The following is a 22,544-nucleotide window of genomic DNA, read 5'->3' as shown; positions in this document are numbered from 1 at the left end:
CTATGTTAATTATATGTATATTTAATATGAACATAATGTTAAATACCTATGAACCGATTGCTCAAAATATTCGGTACACTCTGCCTACTTCTGATCATGGAACAATCCTATGGTCAGCCCAAAGGGTATAACATCAGCTTCGAGTTTTATAATGACACATTTAATATTGAGGTAGATTCCTCTATCATTGTGGGTAATGACACCACATTGTCCAAACTAGCGGTTATAGCCTACTATGACAAGGTAAACCAGGGCAAATACAACACAATCCTAGATAAACTACTAGCCTATAAAAAAGCACATGAATTAAACGACTGGCTCTATTACCAGTTGATCAGAAAAACAGCACAAGCCATCAGCCCGAAAAAAGAAAACTACGAGCGTTATACTTTTTACAAATGGTTTTTTCTGGGCAAATCAGGCTACGATGCACGACTAACGCTGGCGGATAACAGAATGATATTTTATGTATACAATGATGAAGATATCTCTGACATACCATTTGTCAACTATCAGCATAAAAAGTACATGTGTTTAAACCGTCACGACTATGCCTATGCCGACTTAAACAAAGTTCCGGCACAGGAGATGATAAGCATCCCTGAAGCGAAAGGAGCCTTCTCTTATAAAGTAACCCGGATGCCCGATTTTAAACCTGAGGACTATTACGAAAAACAAGTACAGTTCAACTATAAACATAAAACCTATCACTTTAACATCAAACTCAATTCAGCCGTCGAAGCGATCTTTGCCAATTACCCGGTGGTTGATTTTGAATCATACTTTAACATCCCATTAAGCAACGAAACTTACGGTTCCCTAATTCCTATATTAAAAAAGAACTTAAACGGGATGAGCCAGAAGAAGGGCATAGATTACCTAATGCGTTTTACCCGCTATGCGTTTTTATATGAAGATGACGACAAAAACTTTGGCAAAGAAAAGCGGCTCTCCCCTGAAGAGACTTTGTTTTCTAAGTATAGTGATTGTGATGACAGGGCAGCATTGTTTTTTTTCCTCGTAAAAGAGATATACAATTTACCTATGATTGCTTTACTCTATCCTACCCATATCACAATGGCCGTACAATTTGATAAGCCAATAGGACAGCCTATCGTATACAAAGGAAAAACCTATTCTTTCTGTGAGCCAACGCCCCAAAAGGAGAACTTAAATATTGGACAGATCTCAGTAAATCTTAAAAATATACCATACAAGGTTGTATATGCCTATGAGCCGGTGTTAAAATAAAAAAGCGACTGTTCCAATGTAGAACAGTCGCTTCCTTTATAACTCCTTATGGAGCAATTATAATACTACAAGTTAGCCAACAAATTTACACCGTCAACTGTAGCCCATTTTCCACTAGTTAGAGCAGCACCTGTTGCGGTGGTAGATACACCCCAGTTGGTTCCAGGGAAACTAGCAGCACTTAAAGTGAAAGTGCCAGCACCAGAAATGAATAACGTTGGAGTACCAGAAATTTTAACGTTTGTCAATTTAATTTTTCCTCCAACAACTTGATTCGTATACGTATTTAAATCTAAGACCTGAACAGCACCACCTGTAACACTTGTTGGTGTAGTTTGGTTAACATAACCATCAATCACGATATTACTGAAGTCGCCATTTCCATTGGATTTGAATTGAATAGCATCCAACTGAACTTCACCTGAAGGCGCCTCAGTAGTCGTACCAGCCGCTCTTTTTAGGGTGATATTAGTTACTTTAGGCCAAAATGCATTATTGTTGCCTTTTGCTTCAACTTCCATTCCATAATTTGCTTTACCAGTTTGATAAGCGAACCAATTGGTATTGTTTTGACCTTTCCAGCTATCTTGCCAATCAAAAGCATCATCAGAGTTACCGTAAGAAATTAGGTTTTTACCGCTAACTGTACCACCATAAAATTCGAAGCCATCATCATTACCTTTATATGACACTAAGTTTTCAAGAACTGTTCCTGCACCTACTGCGTAAAATGAAAAACCGTTATGCTCTTTCTGATTTGATGTAATTACTAGTCCAGCATATTCAACTCTAACAAATTTTAGTGAACCGCTACTGTGATTCTCATTGGCACCACCGTAAGGTAATTTCAAACCATCTTCAGAATCAGCACTTATTACACCACCAGTACCAATCATCGGTGCGTCACCATACATAATGATACCAGCCCATGATCCAGCTACTTTTGACTGTTCAGTCAAAACAATAGGTTCATCAGCAGTACCATTAGCAATCAGAGTTCCATTTTTCAACACCACAAGACCATCTTCACCATCTCTTTTATCAGCGGTAATAGTAGAGCCTTTTTCGATAGTTACTGTAACACCAGCTGCTATTTTAACCATGCCTTTCAACGTATAGTTTCCATAAGCAAAAGTTTTATTGGAAGTGATATCTCCACTGATCTCTCCTTCTACTGGAGCCTTTACGATCGGCTCATCGTCATTGCTTGAGCAACCAGTAAAAATTGAAGCTGAGATCGCAATTGCGTAAAATACTTTTTTCATCTTAAATAGATTTATTTTATCCGTTTTTATTTGTTATTTCAAATTTACTTAGTCAACATTCCTTCTACGTTAACATATCTTTATGTTTACATTATTGATTTGTTAAGGCAATGTTAACAATGGTGGCTTAGAATGTATACCCTAAACCTAGAGATACACCTACTCCTCGTTTATAATCTCTGATCGTTAAATCATCTTCCAAAATATTGATTTTACTTTTATCGCCTAACTCAATTTGGTATGTCGGATTTAAGATATTTTCAAAGCCCAATTTCACATCCCATTTGTCGGCAATTTTATTAGTCCAAATGAAGTCAAGTTTACCGAATGGTTTCTCATAATAGTTGTCCAATCCGCTTGTACCAACTGCATAAATGCGCTCGCCATATACATTATACGCCATTGTAAAAGTACTTTTCCATCTTTTACTAATGTCAGTATCATATTTGAGATCAGCATTGATTAGCCAAGGAGAAGCACCTTGCAACTTTCTAGTACTTTTATCTCCAAGCGTCGCAATCTCACCAGCATTCTTAATCCTATCTATTGTCACTTCGGTTTTCATTAGTGAGGCATTAAATCCTAATGAGAACTTTGATAAAGATTCATGGATTCTGCTCAATTCAACTAACAGTTCAAGTTCCGCTCCGTAAAGAACCGCTTTTTTTGAATTGTTATAACTAACGATCAAGCCACCACTACCTGCTGTAGGCGCAAACAATCTTTCAATCGGATCTTGCAAATATTTTGCAAAACCAGTGATTGAGATCATTTCTTTGCTGGTAGGAAACCACTCATATTTCACATCTAAATTATAATTCTTGCTGTTTATAATGTTCTCATTACCATTTTCTATAGTTCCATCTGGATTAAGGAATTCCAAAGGAAAGGCTTCCATCACAACTGGCTTCGTTAAAGTTTTGGAAGCTGAAACTCTAAAATTAGCTTGATCAGTCACTGCATACTTTAAGTTGGCAGCAGGTAAAATATCAAAATTATCTTTGGTTAATTTCTGAAACGGATCATCAAAACTACCTGACTCTCTAAACCTTGTAATTCTTTGTGACTGCTCAAATCTCGTCCCTACATTAAGATTGACTTTATCATTGAATCTCAGCGCTAAATCCAAATAACCTGCATTGACCCCCTCCTGCATTCTGGATTGATAACCAGAATTAGTTCCTTCATAATAGGTAAAGTTACCTGCCTTGAGTTCTGAATCTAATGCCGCATCAGGCTTATTAACTGGGAAACTTGTCCCATTTGAAGCCAAACTTTGCGAGGCCAAGAATCTTAAATCTGATTTCATTTTTGAAAAGGATCCGTTATATCCTACAGATAATTTATGCGCTTTTGCTAAATCCTCATTCCCAAATTTCCAGTTGTATTCAAGCAAACCAGATGCGAAAAAATCACCATCAAAGTCCATATATTGTCTATAGATACTGTTACCAGCATAGCTCACTGCGGTTGTATTTTCATCAATTCGTGCACCCCTGTAAGATTTTCTGTCAGGTAGCTGATATTTAGTTTTTGAGTAAGATACTCCAGCTCTCACACTGTGCGCATCATCTGCTGTCAGCTTATAGTTTGCAAATAACTGACCAGTAAACAAATCAGTTTTTTGCAATTGATTTAACCTAATAAAAGCATTACTAACAGTAGATTGACTGTTGGTGTATCCCAATTGGTCTTGAATCGTATTTTCTGTTCCCTTAAGATAAAAGGCATTTAAATTAAGATTCAAACGATTACTCACGAAATTTAAAGCCCCTAAAACTGATGAATTTGTAGAAAACCTATAAGACTTGGTATAAAAGTTATTGTCGTATATTCCTTGTGCCGTACTAAAAAAACGATCAACCCCTTCTCTGGCCTGGAAACCGTTATCTGTATTGATAGAGAACAAGTACTGAATAAAACGATTGTTTTTCAATTCGATCTTATTGGCATGCAAAATCCCTACATTGCTATTCAGAGGAGCTTTGCCATTGTCAACATCAAATCCAGATCCGAACTGACTTCTCGCTTCATCACTACTTAAACTATAAAATGACGGAACTTTGCCCACAACTTTGGGAATCTTACGATCGTCACCCGTTAACCCAAAATAGCTACCAAAACCCGTTGCATCTTCTGCTCTTAAAAACTTCTTAAAAGTAGTGTTAGAGATAAAACTTGTTCCAATATTAATCCTGGTGATACTCTTATCGGCTCTTGCAGTAACGATATTAAACGTTCCACCTGCAAAATCACCATATAAACTCGAATTGAAAGTTTTGTAAGTTTCCAAAACACTTACGATGTCCGTTGGGAATAAATCTAAAGGGATGATCTTTTTGAATGGATTATTTGAAGGAACGGCAAGACCGTTGATCAACAAGTTATTGTACCTATCTTCCAAGCCTCTTACAAATAATCCCCTACCGTCTACTTTAGTAATACCAGTGATTTTGGTTAATCCTTCTTCAACATCACTCACACCTTTTCTCGACATTTCCTGAATTCCGATACCCTGCTTAATCTCTACTGAGTTTTTCTGACTCATCAATATTGCAGTCTGACTTTCCTTACCGGCTACACCAGTAACAACTACTTCATTAAGTTTTTGTGAATTAGATTCCTCCAAGATAAGGTCTACAGCTGTTGTTCCACTTGCCTTAACTTCTACATCTGCTATGCTTTTAGTGCTATAACCTACGTAAGAAGCTTCTATAGTATATTTACCAGCTGCCAATGCACCTAGCAAATATTTCCCTTCTGCATCAGTTGATGAACCTTTAGTAGTTCCCTTGATTTTTACTGTTACACCGATCAGTGTTTCACCGGTCTTCTTATCAGATACCTTACCTGAAATTTTTCCCGTTTGTGCAAATACTGTTACGCTGATAATTACGAATAATACAGTAATTATTGCTTTTTTAAGGTTTAGTTGTGATTTCAATTTTGCCGTATATTAATTTCCAGCAAAGCTATTACCACAATGTTAGCCCTATGTTAGCGCTAAATTACCATTCGTTTACCAACATGTTAATTCTATGTTAAGTGCTATTAGGATCAATAGCTTAGCCCAACTTTTTTACAAATAAAGTGTAATAACCAAATTGGGCCGATTAACAAGAACTTAACATCTTCTAAAAATGAAGGCTTCTTTCCTTCGATTTTATGCCCTACAAATTGACCTATCCAGGCCAGCACAAAAATCACTACACAAACCAACCAGAACGCAGGGCCTCCGGCAGCTTGCCAGTACTCCAGCTGAACGATAAAATAGCTCATCAAGCTAACTACCCATAGCATCAGAAAAGACAAGACAGGTGATAAGGTAAAGTAATAGTATAAAGAAAAGGCGATCAGAAAGGATGCCCAGTTTAGAAAGCCATTATACTTTCCTAAAAATTCCATATGAGGAAATGGAATGGCCCATACCAGACCAAGTAAACTAAACACAATTAAGGGCACACAGATCCAGTGAATAAGTTTATTAGTATGGTTTTGGTGACTTTCTGCATACCTATCAAAAAGCACATCTACCGGCTTCTTAGGTTCTGCCTTATTCACTTTACTTTGCTCCTTCTTCATGTCTATGTTTAATTACTAGGTAAAAATAAAAAAAGCGATAGAATAATCTATCGCTTTTCTCAAATATAACAACGTTGTTGCTCTTTATTTCGCAAATGAAACCGATCTGGTTTCTCTGATCACGGTAACTTTAATCTGTCCCGGATAAGTCATTTCAGTTTGTATGCGGTTAGAGATGTCTGCAGCTAACAATTCAGCTTGCTGATCTGTTACTCTTTCACTCTCTACCACTACGCGCAACTCTCTACCTGCCTGGATAGCAAAAGTTTTCTCTACTCCAGGATAAGAAAGTGCAAGCTCTTCTAATTCTTTTAAGCGTTTGATATAGCTTTCAACAACCTCACGACGGGCACCTGGGCGGGCACCTGATATCGCATCACAAGCCTGTACAATTGGTGAGATCATCGAAGTCATTTCTATCTCATCATGGTGAGCTCCAATAGCATTGCAAATCTCTGGATGCTCTTTATATTTCTCAGCCAGTTGCATACCAAGGATTGCGTGAGGCAATTCTGGGTTATCATCAGGCACTTTACCTATATCGTGTAATAATCCGGCACGTTTAGCCATTTTAGCATTCAAGCCTAGTTCTGCAGCCATTGTAGCACAGAAATTAGCTACCTCACGGGAGTGATGTAATAAGTTCTGGCCATAAGAAGAACGGTAACGCATACGTCCAACCATTCTGATTAGCTCTGGGTGTAAACCATGGATACCAAGATCTATTACCGTACGCTCACCGATCTCTACAATCTCGTCTTCGATTTGTTTCTTGGTTTTAGCAACCACCTCTTCAATACGTGCAGGGTGTATCCTTCCATCAGTTACCAAACGGTGTAAAGCCAAACGTGCAATCTCTCTTCTTACCGGATCAAATCCTGATAAGATGATCGCTTCAGGGGTATCATCAACGATGATCTCAATACCTGTGGCTGCTTCCAGTGCACGGATATTACGTCCCTCACGACCAATTACACGTCCTTTTATTTCATCACTTTCGATATGGAAGACAGAAACTGTATTTTCAATAGCGGCTTCTACAGCAGTACGCTGTATAGTTTGAATCACCACTTTTTTGGCTTCTTTAGTTGCAGTAAGCTTAGCTTCATCCACGATATCCTTTACCTGGATCATGGCCTGAGTACGGGCTTCCTGTTTCATGCTCTCTACCAATTGGTCTTTTGCCTCATCAGCACTTAAGCCAGCAATAGTTTCCAATTGTTTAACATGTTGATTCTTTAAAACATCTACCTCTTCCTGTTTCTTTACAGCCAGATCAGTTTGTTTTTCCAGATTCTTTTTATGCGTATCAATTTCTTGCTCCTTACGGTTGAAATTCTCTAAACGCTGGTTGATGCTTTGTTCTTTTTGCTTAATTGCGTTTTCACGCTGGTTGATTTGGTTGTTTTTACTATTTACTTCCTGCTCATGTTCAGACTTCAATTGCAAAAACTTTTCTTTTGCTTCCAATAACCTGTCCTTTTTTAAGATTTCGGCTTTACTCTCCGCATCTTTAAGCATCTTTTTCACTTTGGTCTGGGCCGCAATCTCCTGCGTTTTCAGCAGGCTCCTTAGTAGGAACCGCCCCACCAGAACGCCGATTACGAGGCCGGCCAGTACATATCCTATTATTCCTAATATTTCCATTCTCTATTTGTATTTATTGTTTAATCAGATACAATCCTTTTGATCGCTATCAATCCCTCCGGGATCTTAATCCTATCTGATTACTTATATATTTTATGAATGAGCAGCACTTCATTTCTGTTAACAATGCCCATTTTTGTTTCAAAAAAAAACCGCAACTAAATTTAATAAGCCCCAAGTTTTAAAAACCTCAACGAATTATAATTAGGATTTAAGTCATTTTCAGGTACATAAATGTAGATGAAATACACCCTCTTAATCCTATAAATATTGAAGTGTTAAGTTTTAAAAATAGTGAAACTCAAAAACGTAGCTGCGGCTATATCTTCGTGCTAATCTTAACTTATGCAAAGAACGTACTTATTTTGAAAAAAAATCGTTTAATAAACTATCCAATTCCTCCACCTTCTCGGCAACTGCAGTGTCCTGATTCTGGACTTTGTTTTCTACCCTCAATACTGCCGTTGCATAATGCAATACTGCCATAGAAAGCAAATCCTGCTTATCCCTAACCGCATAATTTTCTTGATAGTCCTTTATGCGCTCATTAATAATCTTGGCTGCTCGCCTTACAATTTCTTCCTCTTCAGTACTCACCTTTAAGGGGTAGATACGGTCGGAAATAGTTATTTTTATCGAGATTTCTCCCATTTCTTAGCTTTGTTTCACTTTCATGTATTCCTTATTTCTTAAGCAATACTACACACTTATCTATTTCACGCACAAAATCGTTAATTTTTTGCTTTATATCAAGTGTCTTTTCACTTGTACCCTCAATACTTTTCGCCAATTTCAAAACCCTTAACTTCTCTTCCAGGTCTGCATTCTTGGTTTTTGACGCATCAAGCGCAACTTTTATCGATTCATTTTCCAGCTTCAGCAGCTCATTTTCTTCTTGTAATGCACCACAAAGCTCTATTAAACGAGCTGTTTTCTGCAATACGGAGGTTAATTGATCTGCAACTGATGACATGAATAGTATTTTTTATTTCTTATTTTCTAATTTCTGCTTTTACCGTTTGTGCTAAGTTATGAATAATCTTTTGCATAACGGCATCAATTTGCTTATCGGTTAAGGTTTGCTCCTCGTCCTGTATCGTAAAGTTCAGTGCATATGACTTTTTACCCTCAGGTAATTTATCGCCTACATACACATCAAATACCTGTACATTTTTAATCAGCTTCTTCTCTGCTTTAAAAGCAACAGTTTTCAACTCCTCAAAAGTTACATTGGTATCCACCAACATAGATAAATCTCTTCTTACCGCAGGATATTTAGGCACCTCTTTGTTGATAATTTTATTCTTTCTTACCATGTCAAGCAACAAAGCCCAATCAAAGTCAGCATAATAAACATCTTTATCCACATCAGCTTTCTTTTTATCAGCTGCAGTTGCTGCACCAAAGCTTACAATCACCTTATCACCTCTAAAGTATTTCAATCCGAAAGCAAAGCTTTCATCTTTTAACTCCTCAGATTGATAGCTCGTAATCCCTAATCGGCCAATCACCGCGTCAACTACTGCTTTTAAATGATAAAAACTAACTGGAACTTGCTTTTGATTCCATTGCTCTGACTGGTTACTTCCCGAAAGCACAACCAATAAGCGCGGACGCTCTACGTACTTTTCATTAATCAAGTGATAGGTCTTACCAAACTCATAAAACTTAATATCAGCAGTCTTTCTGTTTTGGTTATAGGCAACGCTCTCCAAAGCTGGCATCAATAGCTCCTGACGCATTACATTTAGGTCGGAACTTAATGGATTTAAGATTTGAACCGCTTCTTCAGGATTTTTTGAATAAGCACCTTTGGTTAATGAATTACACCAAATCTCTAAATAGCCATTAGCAGTAAGCATATCCGCAATCACGTGCTGTGTTTGTTCCTTATCAGGTTTTGAACTGTACGATAAAGAAGCATTTACTTTACTCGGAATTTCGATATTGTTATAACCATAAATCCTCAGCACTTCTTCCGTGATGTCGCACTCACGCGTTACATCTACTTTAAACGCAGGCACCTTTAAGCTTAGCCCTACTGCAGTTTCTGCAGCAACATCAATACCTAACGCCACTATGATCGCTTTAATTTCTTCAGCGGCAATATCAACTCCAATTAACCTATTGATATTTTGATAGTTGACTTCAACATCAAAAGGCTGTACCGGATTAGGATAAATATCAGACACCTGTGAAGCGATCTTTCCACCACCAAGTTCTGCAATCAATAAGGCTGCACGCTTTAAAGCAGTAACAGTCATATCAGGATCGGTACCACGCTCAAATCTGAATGAGGCATCGGTCTTTAATCCATGTCTTTTCGAAGTTTTACGAACCGACACCGCATTAAAGTAAGCACTTTCTAAAAATATGTTCGTTGTAGTTTCGCTTACACCAGAGCTCTTACCGCCAAATACGCCGGCAATACACATAGGCTCTTCCGCATTACAGATCATCAAGTCTTCCGCCGAAAGCTTACGCTCTACACCGTCAAGGGTTACAAAAGGAGTTCCTTCTGCACATTTCTTAACACGCACTTGTCCACCTTTGATCTGATCTGCATCAAAAGCATGAAGTGGCACACCTAAATCATGCAATACATAATTGGTAATGTCTACGACATTGTTAATTGGCCTGATGCCGATCACTTTCAATTTATCTTGCAACCAGTCTGGAGAAGCCTTAACCGTAACGCCACTAATGGTAACACTACTGTATCTTGGGCAAGCAACTGTATCTTCTACTTTAACATCAATCTGCAGACTTTCATTCTCAGTTTTAAAACCCGAAATATCAGGCATCTGAATATGGGTACGGAAATAACCTGCTAAATCCCTTGCCACACCTAAATGCGAAGCCGCATCAGCTCTGTTTGGGGTAAGACCAATTTCAAAAAGATAGTCATCTTCCAACTTGAAATAAGCTTTCGCAGTTGTTCCTACTACAGTATCTTCAGGTAATACCATAATGCCGTCGTGAGATACGCCTAAGCCAATCTCATCTTCAGCACAGATCATCCCTTCAGATGCTTCACCCCTTATTTTTGATTTATTGATTTTAAAAGGCTCGCCTTCATTTGGATAAACCGTGGTACCCACAGTTGCAACCACAACTTTTTGTCCCTGGGCTACATTAGGTGCACCACAAACCACCTGTATAGGTTCAGCACTACCAACATCAACAGTTGTTACGCGCAAACGATCAGCGTTAGGATGTTGCACACAACTCAATACATGGCCTATAACTAATCCTTCCAAGCCACCTGCAACAGGTTGTACTGTCTCCAGGCTCTCTACCTCCAAACCAATATTGGTTAATATTAAGGAAAGTTCCTGTGGTGTTTTATCTGTATGAATGAACTGTTTTAGCCAATTGTATGATATCTTCATCTTAATTCTATAAAACGCAAAGATATTATTTAATGCTGAAAGCGGAAAGCCAAGGACAAGTCTTACCAGTTAATTTTGAAAAATAACGATTAAAAGAACAATCGTGCTAGGATAGGTAGGTGATCTGAAGGGTACCGCAGGTCCTTACTGTCAGTAAGCACACCAAACTTCTGCACATTAAAACCTTTATTTACAAAAATGTAATCTATTCTTTCTTTTAGCGGCGCATTAAATTTAAACCCGTTAAAAGTACCCTCAGGTCCATATGCAGGCTCAACAGTTACTTCTTTGGTATCAGTTAAAAAGGTTTTTATCGTAGCTACAGCTTCCGTTTCAGGGGTAACATTCAAATCACCTGTTAAAATAACCGGCAATGTAGGCGCAATTTCCATGATCTTCTTTTTAATCAGTTTAGCCGATTCAATTCGAGCTTGAACACCCACATGATCATAATGCGTATTGAAAACTATAAAATCCTTCTTATTCCATTTATCATGCAATTTCACCCAGGTACAAACCCTTACGATAGCAGCATCCCAACCTTTAGATGGTTTTTCTGGCGTTTCGGATAACCAAAAGGTACCACCGTCCTTTTTAACAAACCTTGTTTTATCGAAATAGATCGCAGAGAACTCTCCTTCGCGTTTCCCATCTGTACGCCCTACACCAACTCGATCATAATTCGTGTTTTCAGATAATTGGTCAACTTGCAAAGCCAGCGCTTCTTGTACACATAAAATATCTGCATCATGATATTTGATTAAAGCTTTTACATTATCTTTTCTATTCGGCCAGGCATTCTCCCCATCATGAGTATTGTTATAACGGATGTTATAACTCATTACATTGATATAATTCGCAGGCTTTCTTTGGGCATTTGCTGTTGTCACAACCAACAACATTGCTATAGATAGTTTAATCATTATTTTCATACTGCCAAGTTAAAATTCTAATGTTAAATTAACCCCTCATCACCAAAACTATAAAATAATTTATCTGTTACAATCAGGTGATCCAGCACATACAGATCAAGCATCCTCCCTGCCTCAACCATTTTTTTGGTAATATTTATATCCTGCTGACTTGGCCTTAAACTCCCAGAGGGGTGATTATGCGCCAGAATCACATAAGCTGCATTGTGTTCCAATGCCGTTTTAAAAATAATCTTCGGGTCGGCCACGGTACCAGCCATCCCACCTTTACTGATCAATTGTTTCCCGATTAGATAATTGGCCTGATTCAAGATCAGTATCCAAAACTCTTCATGATTCAGATCAGCAAAAACAGGTTGCAGCACAGCAAATGCATCTGCCGATGTTACGATCTTCAACACATCAGGACCATCGGCCTCTTTCCTTCTCCTCCCAAGCTCCAATGCGGCTACTATCGCAATCGCCTTAGCCTCTCCGATCCCCTTAAACTTCGAAAGATCTTTAACAGATACTTTTCCGAGCGCATCCAGATCATTGTTATAAAATCCAAGAATGCGCTTACTTAGATCTACCGCAGTTTCATCCTTATTGCCCGAACCTATTAAAATAGCAATCAGCTCTGCATCTGTAAGATGCCTCCTGCCATTCAGCAATAGTTTTTCGCGGGGCCTGTCGGCTTCCGCCCACATCTTTATGCCTATTTTTTCCTGGTATGGGTTCATTTTTACAAGATCAGTTCGTTTTTTTTGGACAAAAAAAAACGGGATATGCAATGCATATCCCGTCTATAATATTGTAAAGCTATTGTTATTTTAAGCCATTAACAAATTTAGTCAGCTTAGATTTGTTGTTAGCTGCTTTGTTTTTGTGGATAACACTCTTTTTGGCTAAACGATCTAGCATAGAGATTACTTTAGGAAGTAATTCTAATCCAGTTTTTTTATCTTCAGCACCACGCAATCTTTTGATAAACGTACGAGTTGTTTTTGCCTGATATCTGTTACGTAAACGTTTAGTTGCGTTTGCTCTAATTCTTTTTAATGAAGATTTATGATTTGCCATTTTTTGTTATTAAAGTATTTTATAGTTAGAGCAAAGCTCTGTTATTCTTTCTGTTTTTCGGACTGCAAATATAGAATTAATGTTTTTAAAATACAAAAGCATTATGCAAATATTTTTCACATAATTGCTTTTTGTCCAATTATTTCAATTAACAGTTGTCAATTTCTCCAGGTTTTAGATGCAAACGTGATGACTACGCCCTTTTGCTTACCACATCCCAATCTACAACATTCCACCAGTTGGCAATATAATCTGCACGTTTATTCTGATATTTAAGGTAATAAGCATGTTCCCACACATCAAGTCCCAACAAAGGCACACCCTTCACTTCCGCATTATCAAACAAAGGATTATCCTGATTGGCAGTCGAACAAATCTTCAAAGTACCCTTGTCATTTACCAACCATGCCCATCCTGAACCAAAGCGTGACGCCGCAGCAGCAGAAAACTGTTCTTTAAATTTATCAACAGATCCAAATGATTTAACAATAGCCTCTTTTAACTTCCCTTGTGGCCCAGCCGAAGCACCTGGCTTTAAAGTCTCAAAAAAGAAATTATGATTCCATGCACCACCACCATTGTTACGGGCTTTGGCCGAAAGTTTCGAGGCATTATTAAAAAACTCAGCCTCTGTTTTATAAGGTATATTTTCGGCTGCAATTGCATCATTTACATTTTTAACATAGGCCGCATGGTGCTTTGTGTAATGAATCTCCATGGTAAGCGCATCTATATTAGGCTCTAATGCATTAAAAGCATATTTTAAAGGCACTTGAGTAAATTTCAATGGTGCAAAAGACCAGTACTCCCTTCAGTAGTTACAGCAGCAGCCAATGCAGCCCCTCCGTTTAACAAAACTGGGGTACCTATAGCAACTGCCAATGAGGCCGTCAACGTAGTTTTAATAAAATCTCTTCGGGTGTTTGTTTCCATGATTACGGATATTTGTGGGATTTAAACAATTAATAATGAAAAGTACATCTACCTTTTCAATAAACTAACTGATTTAACAGTAAAATGTTCTTTGCTGATACTATTTTTACAAAGACTGAACAATTACCGTTGCACTTAAATTGGAATCGCCAACAGGATTATTGATAAAAATCGTATACAGCTTACCAGCTTCCAGATTAATTCCAGTTAAACCTGTCACCGGGACAACCGCCCCTCCTGTAGTGTTACGGATTTCCAGATTTTGATTAGTTCCTGCATTCAGCTCTTTGAAAGGCCCTAAAGTTTTCCAGGTTAAACCGGGAATATTATCAGACGATTTCCCATTAGTATAGGGGATAATAACCTGGTCACCAAATGAGCCATAGCCAACACCGGTAAAGATTGAAGTGCCCGCTGCATAAGCAAGATCAACGGCGCGCGCCGGAACAGCAAAATTCGCAAACCTCAATTTGGCCTTTCCTGCCGAAGGTGCAGTAAGATCGTCGTATACCAATATCAGACTATCGGTGTTTCCAGGGTTCAAGGTGCTTGGTTTTAATTTAGCTACTGCAAACAGCGTATGATAAAATGTAGCAATAGGACCATTTGGCCCGGAAAAAGATGCAGTATTACTCTCCTGCACAAAATTGGCACTCCCGCCAAACAAATAAGAAGCCTTATAAGTCGTCCCCGTCCCTTCCGTTAGGTTAAATTGCACCTTACCATATTGGGTATCCAGATATGCCGTACTACCATTGCGGACTAGCGCTGCGCTGGTTACCTGTCTGGTAAAATCCCAGAAATGCACTGCGCTTGCTGAAGGGCGGGCATTTACAAATTTAACTTTCGCACTTAGTGCAGGCCTCTCCGAAGCATCAATATCGAGGTAATCATTTTTGCCACAAGCCATTAACAAGGGCAAATAAGCAATAACAAACAATGCGGTTTTTATAGAATTTAGTTTCATCATTTCTCTGGTTATGTTTTTATTATAATCTTGCTGATAATCTTACAAATGGCTGAATCCCTGTAGTTGTACCAGCCTGTGTACCACCTGGACTAGGATTACGGGTAATGTTACTTCCTGGTGCAGGAATGGTGTAATCTCCCAGTACATTGAATAAATTATTGGCACCAACAGTAGCTAGCAGCGTTGGTGTAATCTTATACCCTAAAGAAAGATCTGTAATCCATATCGGACTGAAGGTCTGATAATAATAATCCGGCTGTGGGAATTTGGCATTCAGCTGCGAAACACTGGTTACTTTACCAAAGTACACTGTCCGCAGCAGCGCATTAAACTTCTTATAGTTGTAAGTCCCCTGAAGTGTAACCTTCTGAGCAGGGATGTTACTGGTTACCCTGGCCTTTTCAGATTCATCAAAAATGATATAACGATAAGCCTCCAGCCCCTTTGGGGTATTTACTTTAGTTAACTCCGACTTTTGAAAGTTAGCCCCCGCCACAAAACTGGCATTGGCGCCATTGGCAAATAAAAACTTATAACTCCCAGTAAGCTCTACACCTTTAGTTCTTGTACTAAACGAATTATAAAAAAACTTAGCCTGTACTGTTCCGGTCTGTACAAATAAGGCTCTCACATCAGCAGGTAAATTGGTATCCGTAGCGGAAAAACGACCTGTATTACCCACACGATCTTCCACCTCAATCTGATAAGCATCTACGGTCAGCCCCACATTAGGGATGGGCTGTGAAGTAAAACCAGCGGTATAGCCTTTTGATTTCTCAGGCTTAAGCGCAGGGATGCCCAAGGCCCTTGTGGCCGGGTTAACATTATTAGCGGTTACCTGATCTATAGCTACTCCGTTCTGGAATGTAGTCGAAGTCTCTGTATAATAAAACTGCGCCAGATCCGGGGCCCTGAAACCAGTATTAATGGATCCCCTCAACGCAAGCCAGTTCGCAAAACTATACCGTGTTGCTCCTTTATAAGTGGTTACACTGCCAAACTCAGAATAGTTCTCTATACGCAAAGCACCCGAAAGCAACCATTTACTGGTCACATTTAATTCTACATCAATATATCCAGCAGCGATAGACCGATTTACATTCACTTCATTACTTGGTCTAAAACCAGCATGAACCTGGGATCCCGGTGAAAGGCCATTAAGTGGTGTACTGCCCTGATTGGTAAGATACGGGATACCACCTGTGGTATAATCAACACCATAAATTGACCGCAGGTCGCCTTTGATATACGAGCCTTCTTCGCCAGCAATGATCTGATAAGTCTCCACCCGGTATTGTCCACCAAATGCGACATTCAAGCCTTTTAGGACTTTATCAAAATAGCGGCTAAAATCTAAACTGGCGGTATTCTGACTGGCGTTATAACTTCCTGCATCAAATTTACGGGGTGTTTTTAATCCCAGACTGGCATTTAGCGTATTGGTGATCACATTACCGAAACTATTGATTCCATATACATTGGAAAGATCTACATTCCATTCCTTCACTTTCGCTTTTAAACCAAAGGCAAAGGATTTATCGGTGATGATATTATCCATCGCGGGCAAAAAACCATCTGGATAGATGAAGGTATTGTTTCGCTCCGTCCAGCCAGGTAAGCGATAAACCGCAGTAAACTGTGAATTTCGATGACTGATCCCTCCAAACGAATACAATTCAACTCCTTCTTTCAGGGGAACCGAAGCATTGTAAAAGAGCAAACCGTCAATCGCTTTATTGGTGCTACCCCGCTGATCGAAAAAGTGACGATCAATACCCCGGCCAGCCAAAATAACATCATCTATTTCCCGCGTGTAGATCTGATCAAAACCTCTTGTATTTGCTCCACCGCCATAAGCTGGCCCAATGTATAGTCCCGCCTCATCATTACCTACCGGCAGAGAAACCGCCTGGGTGGCAAACTCACCGGTAACATTTAAAAAGCCGCCCTTACTACCAAGCTTAACGCCATAATTACTGCTGGTCCGGGTAGTTGTACCATCACCCCTTCTGCGCGTACTTGCAGTGGCATTAAAGGCGAGCTCGTCTGTAGTTTTTTTAAGGACAATATTGATTACCCCTGCAATGGCATCAGAACCGTATTGCGCAGCGGCACCATCACGAAGAATCTCAATGCGATCAATGGAACCAGTCGGAATGGAATTCAGGTCATATCCTGTCGCACCATTACCCAGGCCACCCCAACTGATATTGGAACTTTTATGTCTCCTTTTACCATTAATCAGCACCAGCACCTGATCAACGCCCAGCCCTTTCAACTGTACTGTAGAAGTTGCAGAAGCAGCATCGCCACCTCCAGAGACCGAAGAATGGAAAGAGGGCGACACATATTGCAGCAGCTGCGTAATACTTACCTGAGGTGCAGATTCCTGCAAACTTTTAATATCGATCACATCCACAGGAACTGCGGAGTTCAATTTAGTTCTCCCTGCATTACGTGAACCGACAATCTGCACTTCATCAAGATCGCTGTGTACTGGCTTCAGACTGATCTTTAAATCAGTGGCAGAACCGATTTCCACCTCCTTTGTTTCAAAACTAACAAAGGAAAAAACGAGGTATTTTGCATTGCGGACAATGAGTTTAAATGTACCATCTGACTTCGTAATGGCACCTCCGCTTAGTCCTTTAATAATTACAGATGCACCTGGAATGGGCCGACCATCTTCAGCCGAAGTAACGATTCCTGTGAGGATTCGCTGCTGTGCCAGCAGGCTTCCGGGTATAAGGATGGCAAGCAGCAAGAGCAGATATATATTTATTTTCATTTCTTTTAATTGAGGTTTAGTGTTGGAATAAAAAAAGGCAAAGGAGTAGCCGTTGCCTGCAATACAGGCAATGCAACAAGATTTAATAAGTGTTAATGATCAGCCATTACAAATGGCCGGGCGGTCAGTTTACGATTTCCCCTGAGGGGGACACAGGTATTGAGAGATAAAGCGGAGCATGAAAATGTAAAGGTTTATGCGCATATATTATCAGTTAAGTTTGGTAAAACGATCATCGGTAAGCGTTCTAAGAAAAGCCTCAATATCCAAGATCTCCTGATCATTCAAACCTAGTGGCTTGCTCAGTGCCAGGTCACGGTTTTTACCGTTTTTCACTATGGCATCAGGATCATTGTAATAAGTAATCACTTCTTTTAGTGTCTTAAACATCCCATTATGCATATATGGAGCTGTAAGTGCTACATTACGCAATCCTGGTATTTTGAAATCCCCCAGGTGAGTACTGTCTTTAGTTACAGCAAACCGGCCGGGGTCATTAAGGTCTTTACCATTATACAAACCAATGCTCTTGAACCTGTCGGCCGTAAAATCTTCACCTGAATGACAGGTATTGCAGTTGGCTTTGCCGATGAACAACATCCTGCCACGAATGGCAGCAGCTGATAAGGCATGATCATCACCATTAATATAATGGTCATAAGGGCTATTGGCGGTTTCTAATGTACGCTGGTATGCCGCCAGGGCTGCAGACAAATTTTTATCAGATGCAGGACCTTTGAAAATTCGCTGAAAAGCTGCTGAATAAATGTTATTGTCATTTAAACGCTTAACCGCTTCAACGATGGACAAGTTCATTTCTATAGGATTTTGAATGGGCTGTAGCGCCTGATGTTCGAGTGATGCAGATCTGCCATCCCAAAAAAGGTTTGGCCGGCCCGACAGGTTCGTTACACTAGGCGTATTGCGTTCACCTTTAGTCCCCGACACCCCCAAGCTGACTGCCGAAGTATCCGCAAATGCAAACTCTGGCCGGTGACAAGAAGCGCAGCTTATGGAGTGGTCCTTCGATAAAATGGGATCAAAAAACAACTTCTCTCCCAGCTTCTCTTTACTTGTCAATTCGCGAGGATCATCCGACTGAAAACCAACCAGAAATAGGATCAATAGACTTAAAAAAAGAAGTACAGGTATTTTATTGTTCTTCATCATTCTTGTGGTTTGAGTTGAAAAGGGTATCTGTTTTAATTCAGATACCCTTCCTCAATATTTACTGTTTATTGGCAGCCAATGTTACATTCAGGTCAAAATCATCATAGATGGTTTTATCGCCCAGATTTTCAAAGAAGTTTTTCGATCTAAACTTGATGCCATATTTAGTGCGGTCTATTGTAATTTTTGCATCTGCCTGCACTTTATTACCATCAACTTTAACTGTTGCCGGAAAAGCAACATCATTGGTAATACCTTTAATGGTCAGTTTACCTTTCACATCGTATTTCCCCGCCCCTGTTGGTGTAACGGAAGTAATTACAAATTTCGCAGCTGGGAATTTTTCTACTGCAAAAAAATCATCACTTTTTAAATGCCCCAACAACTTACCATTTGTTTCCGGATCGGTAATATCCGTAACAGAAATGGTTCGCGTATCGATATCAAAACTTCCGCCTTTTAACACATTCTTGTCAAGCACCAGCGAACCCCCAGTTACTTTAACATTGCCAGAATGTTCGCCGGTAACCTTTTTAGCCAGCCAGGTCAACTTGCTATTCTGCTCATCTACCTTATAGGTAATGGCTTTGCCCGCCACGCGGTTAATTTTAGCAGGCTTCGGATCAGCACTGAAGCGGAACGCACTTAATGAAACTGCAAAAACGATAAGAACTAAATACTGTAAACGATTCATGATTTTTTGTTTTGGTGGTTTGAATTATGATTAATTGTGATTTTATGGTTATTTACCTAGTGATACCGCAGCCGTTGATGTTGGAATAGGCTCCGCAATCAGCTCATCCAATAGCTTATTAAATTTCTTCTCGTAATCCTCATAGTACTTACCTGTAACAGTCCCTGTATAACCGGTATAAATTTCCCTCACCTCGCCTTTGCGGTCGATGATGATCGTGGTTGGATAAGCAACAAACTTGTTCAATGCTGGGAGTTTATCAGCCACCAGTCTTTTATCAGCCAGTCCGCCAAATAAAATATCGTATTTAACATCATACTTATCGCGCAGCTTACCTAATGTATATTTCCCATATTCGAGGTCATCCTTTTGCTCAAAACCTATAGCAATCGCTTCAACACCACGCTGTTTATTTTTGTTAAACCATGGAGAGAGAAAAATAGTCTGATCCGTGCAATTAGGGCACCAGGTACCCACCAGCTCCACAATCACCACCTTACCTTTATATTTATCATCTGTTAAAGAAACTGGTTTACCGGTTAGATCCGGGAATGTAAAGTCCAGTTTCTTGTATCCTTCCTTTAAAAAAGTCAGCTTATAGGGATCTGGCAGTTCAGCATTGGGATCTTTTACACCTGTAAATTTCAGGTTGTCATAAATACCCTGACTGATCTCACCCGAAAGTGTTCCATCCTCATTGATCTTTCCACGATAAATCTTCGGACTTGGGCCGGTAAATCCAGAAAGTACAAATTCATTGCCCTGTACAGTCCCCTCAAGTTCGCGGCTATCACCTGTAACCTGCAAGATTACACCGGTAAGTTTATTCCCTTTTTGTTTTAAAATCGCGATTTTATTAGGCACGGCTTCTTTAGAAAAACCTTTAAGCTCCCATTTCCCGCTAAGATCGGTTACTGGTGCAACGTCCTTTCCTGGCGCTACAAACCGGTAAGTTTTTCCTTGTTCCGCAGTAAAAGGCAGGGAGTTCCCTCTTAGTCCCGGCACCAGGCTACGGTATTCGCCAGACAAAGTCCCGTCACTTTCTATCTTAGCAACCAAAGCCGCATCATAGGTGTTCATCTTGATAAAAATAGAATCTGGCGCTATCTGCTTCACATGAAAATCATCCCGGCGTGTACCATTCAGTAAGGTAAAAGTGGCACTCGCAGCATCTTTGCCTTTAACCTCAAAGTTGAAAGGCACTTCAAATTCACTTACTTTAAACACACCACGCCAAACGCCTTGTTTAATAAATGTAGCTTTCGGTTTTTTGATGAAATGTTTTTCTTCGCCAAAAGAAGACACAGTGATCAGGCCCGCCATGGCAATGCCCGACAGTTTAATTAGTTTTGAGTTCATAATTTATTTGCTTTTAGTAGTAGATAAAGAGGTAAATTCAGCTGGTACAGGTTCCGCAAGCAGCTCATCCAGTACTTTATTAAATTTCTTCTCGTAGTCTGCGTAATAAGTTCCCGTTACTGTCCCCGTGTAGCCGGTATAAATTTCTCTTACCTCTCCCTTTCTATCCACGATAATCGTAGTAGGGAAGGCAATAAATTTATTTAAAGCCGGTAGCTTTTCAGCAACCACTTTTTTATCGGCTATGCCACCAAACAGAATATCGTAAGTGATTTCATATTTATCTCTCAGCTTACCCAGCGTATATTTAGCATATTCAAGGTCATCTTTCTGCTCAAAACCTATGGCTACAGCCTCAACTCCACGTTTTTGATTCTTTTTAAACCATGGAGAAAGAAATACAGTCTGGTCCGTACAGTTAGGGCACCAGGTACCTATGGTTTCGATGATGACTACTTTCCCTTTATATTTATCATCACTTAAGGACACTTGTTTACCATTCAGGTCAGGAAAAGTGAATCCGAATTTGGCACCAGGCTTCAGAAAGGTAAGCGCATAAGGATCTGGCAGTTCTACCTTTTCATTTTTTACGGCATCAAACTTCAGGTTTTTATAGATGCCGAAACCCTGCTCACCCGAAATACTGTTGTCATCATTAATTATTCCTTTAATGATAAAAGGACTTGGGCCTGTAAAGCCTGAAAGTTGAAATTCATTTCCCTGAACAGTGCCTTCCAATTCGCGGGTATCACCAACTACAGTCATCACTACGCCGGTTAACTTATTCCCTACCTGTTTCAGTAAAGCGATAGAAGCGGGAACAGCCTCTTTTGTATAAGTTTTTATTTCCCATTTGCCCGAAATATTATGTGTAGGGGCAACATCCTTACCGGGCTCAACAAAGCGGTATGTTTTACCATGCTCTGCAGTAAAAGGCAGAGAATTGCCTCTGAAACCAGGAACCAGGCTACGGTATTCACCGCTTAATGTACCATCAGTCTCTATTTTAGCAACCAATGCGGCATCATAAGTATTCATTTTAATGTAGATAGAATCTACCCCGCGACGCTCTACATGAAAGTCATCACGGCGTGAGCCATTGATTAAAGTAAATACGGCATCTTTAGTATCCTTCCCTTTAAGTTCAAAATTAAAAGGGACTTGCGATTCGCTCACATTAAATACACCACGCCACACCCCCTGTTTAGGAAAGGGCTTTACCGTGCCTGCAAAGGCGGCACCACCAAACAAAAGAGCAGCCGTAAGGGTCTTAAACTCCTTCAAATAATTTTTAGTCTCCATTTTTTAAAATAGTTAATTGTGAATAGGTTAATTTTTTTGGGGTTATTCATGAATAAGTATTGCTCGGTGGAGGTAAAAGATCCGGGGTGGTATTTGGATCAGAGCAAAATTATGCAGCCATAAAAAGGCAACATCGAACAGCACACATATGAGTTATCGTAGCTGTTAGGATAAAAGTAGAGTTAATCATCTCACCT

Annotated in this window: 19 protein-coding genes; 1 reads left to right on the top strand and 18 read right to left on the bottom strand. The window is 39.6% G+C overall.

Annotation, left to right across the window (positions count from 1 at the left end; translation table 11 throughout):
- Nucleotides 1-48 precede the first annotated feature (48 nt).
- The gene (locus tag EZ444_RS14355; protein WP_131609867.1) at nt 49-1,251 is read left to right on the top strand and encodes a hypothetical protein; all 1,203 of its coding nucleotides are present in this window, start codon (nt 49-51) and stop codon (nt 1,249-1,251) included.
- Nucleotides 1,252-1,316: 65 nt separating this feature from the next.
- Here EZ444_RS14355 and EZ444_RS14350 read toward each other — a convergent pair whose 3' ends face one another.
- The 18 genes from EZ444_RS14350 to EZ444_RS14265 all read right to left on the bottom strand — a co-directional run bounded on the left by EZ444_RS14350 (nt 1,317) and on the right by EZ444_RS14265 (nt 22,347).
- The gene (locus EZ444_RS14350) at nt 1,317-2,516 is read right to left on the bottom strand and encodes a hypothetical protein (protein ID WP_131609866.1); all 1,200 of its coding nucleotides are present in this window, start codon (nt 2,514-2,516) and stop codon (nt 1,317-1,319) included.
- A gap of 127 nt (nt 2,517-2,643) precedes the next feature.
- Nucleotides 2,644-5,460 carry a TonB-dependent receptor gene (locus EZ444_RS14345; protein WP_131609865.1) on the bottom strand — a complete coding sequence of 939 codons (2,817 nt, stop codon included), beginning with the start codon at nt 5,458-5,460 and terminating at the stop codon, nt 2,644-2,646.
- Between the two features lie 113 nt (nt 5,461-5,573).
- Nucleotides 5,574-6,098, bottom strand: coding sequence for an Mpo1 family 2-hydroxy fatty acid dioxygenase (locus tag EZ444_RS14340; RefSeq protein WP_131609864.1), 525 nt, complete (start codon nt 6,096-6,098; stop codon nt 5,574-5,576).
- An 84-nt stretch (nt 6,099-6,182) separates the two neighbouring features.
- On the bottom strand, nt 6,183-7,745 hold the full coding sequence (gene rny, locus EZ444_RS14335; RefSeq protein WP_131609863.1) for a ribonuclease Y: 1,563 nt from the start codon (nt 7,743-7,745) through the stop codon (nt 6,183-6,185).
- 360 nt (nt 7,746-8,105) lie between these two features.
- The gene (locus EZ444_RS14330) at nt 8,106-8,396 is read right to left on the bottom strand and encodes a cell division protein ZapA (RefSeq protein WP_131609862.1); all 291 of its coding nucleotides are present in this window, start codon (nt 8,394-8,396) and stop codon (nt 8,106-8,108) included.
- Nucleotides 8,397-8,427: 31 nt separating this feature from the next.
- Nucleotides 8,428-8,718: a hypothetical protein gene (locus tag EZ444_RS14325; RefSeq protein ID WP_131609861.1), complete on the bottom strand. Its 291-nt coding sequence runs from the start codon at nt 8,716-8,718 to the stop codon at nt 8,428-8,430.
- Between the two features lie 19 nt (nt 8,719-8,737).
- Nucleotides 8,738-11,137 (bottom strand): phenylalanine--tRNA ligase subunit beta, encoded by a 2,400-nt coding sequence (gene pheT, locus EZ444_RS14320; protein WP_131609860.1) that lies wholly within the window; start codon nt 11,135-11,137, stop codon nt 8,738-8,740.
- A gap of 89 nt (nt 11,138-11,226) precedes the next feature.
- Nucleotides 11,227-12,069 (bottom strand): endonuclease/exonuclease/phosphatase family protein, encoded by an 843-nt coding sequence (locus tag EZ444_RS14315; protein ID WP_131609859.1) that lies wholly within the window; start codon nt 12,067-12,069, stop codon nt 11,227-11,229.
- Between the two features lie 23 nt (nt 12,070-12,092).
- Complete coding sequence (gene radC / locus EZ444_RS14310; RefSeq protein ID WP_131609858.1) at nt 12,093-12,791, bottom strand: RadC family protein; 699 nt, start codon at nt 12,789-12,791, stop codon at nt 12,093-12,095.
- Nucleotides 12,792-12,876: 85 nt separating this feature from the next.
- Nucleotides 12,877-13,131, bottom strand: coding sequence for a 30S ribosomal protein S20 (gene rpsT / locus EZ444_RS14305; RefSeq protein WP_090785043.1), 255 nt, complete (start codon nt 13,129-13,131; stop codon nt 12,877-12,879).
- A 193-nt stretch (nt 13,132-13,324) separates the two neighbouring features.
- On the bottom strand, nt 13,325-13,918 hold the full coding sequence (locus EZ444_RS14300) for a superoxide dismutase (protein WP_131609857.1): 594 nt from the start codon (nt 13,916-13,918) through the stop codon (nt 13,325-13,327).
- Nucleotides 13,915-14,064, bottom strand: a complete 150-nt coding sequence (locus EZ444_RS14295) for a twin-arginine translocation signal domain-containing protein (RefSeq protein WP_131609856.1) — start codon at nt 14,062-14,064, stop codon at nt 13,915-13,917. The genes EZ444_RS14300 and EZ444_RS14295 overlap by 4 nt, the downstream gene beginning before the upstream one ends.
- Before the next feature lie 106 nt (nt 14,065-14,170).
- A complete protein-coding gene (locus EZ444_RS14290) occupies nt 14,171-15,034 on the bottom strand; it encodes a DUF4397 domain-containing protein (RefSeq protein WP_131609855.1) in 864 nt (287 codons plus the stop codon).
- 19 nt (nt 15,035-15,053) lie between these two features.
- The gene (locus EZ444_RS14285; RefSeq protein WP_131609854.1) at nt 15,054-17,822 is read right to left on the bottom strand and encodes a TonB-dependent receptor; all 2,769 of its coding nucleotides are present in this window, start codon (nt 17,820-17,822) and stop codon (nt 15,054-15,056) included.
- 210 nt (nt 17,823-18,032) lie between these two features.
- A complete protein-coding gene (locus EZ444_RS14280; RefSeq protein WP_205945271.1) occupies nt 18,033-18,992 on the bottom strand; it encodes a cytochrome-c peroxidase in 960 nt (319 codons plus the stop codon).
- Nucleotides 18,993-19,050: 58 nt separating this feature from the next.
- Nucleotides 19,051-19,686, bottom strand: a complete 636-nt coding sequence (locus EZ444_RS14275; protein WP_131609853.1) for a YceI family protein — start codon at nt 19,684-19,686, stop codon at nt 19,051-19,053.
- Nucleotides 19,687-19,734: 48 nt separating this feature from the next.
- A complete protein-coding gene (locus EZ444_RS14270) occupies nt 19,735-21,045 on the bottom strand; it encodes a peroxiredoxin family protein (RefSeq protein ID WP_205945270.1) in 1,311 nt (436 codons plus the stop codon).
- 3 nt (nt 21,046-21,048) lie between these two features.
- Nucleotides 21,049-22,347 (bottom strand): peroxiredoxin family protein, encoded by a 1,299-nt coding sequence (locus EZ444_RS14265; RefSeq protein WP_131609852.1) that lies wholly within the window; start codon nt 22,345-22,347, stop codon nt 21,049-21,051.
- Nucleotides 22,348-22,544: the final 197 nt, after the last annotated feature.

The organism is Pedobacter hiemivivus (assembly GCF_004331685.1).
GTDB lineage: Bacteria > Bacteroidota > Bacteroidia > Sphingobacteriales > Sphingobacteriaceae > Pedobacter > Pedobacter hiemivivus.
Note: the sequence above shows the minus strand (reverse complement) of the source record. Positions and strands in the feature narration are given on the sequence as shown.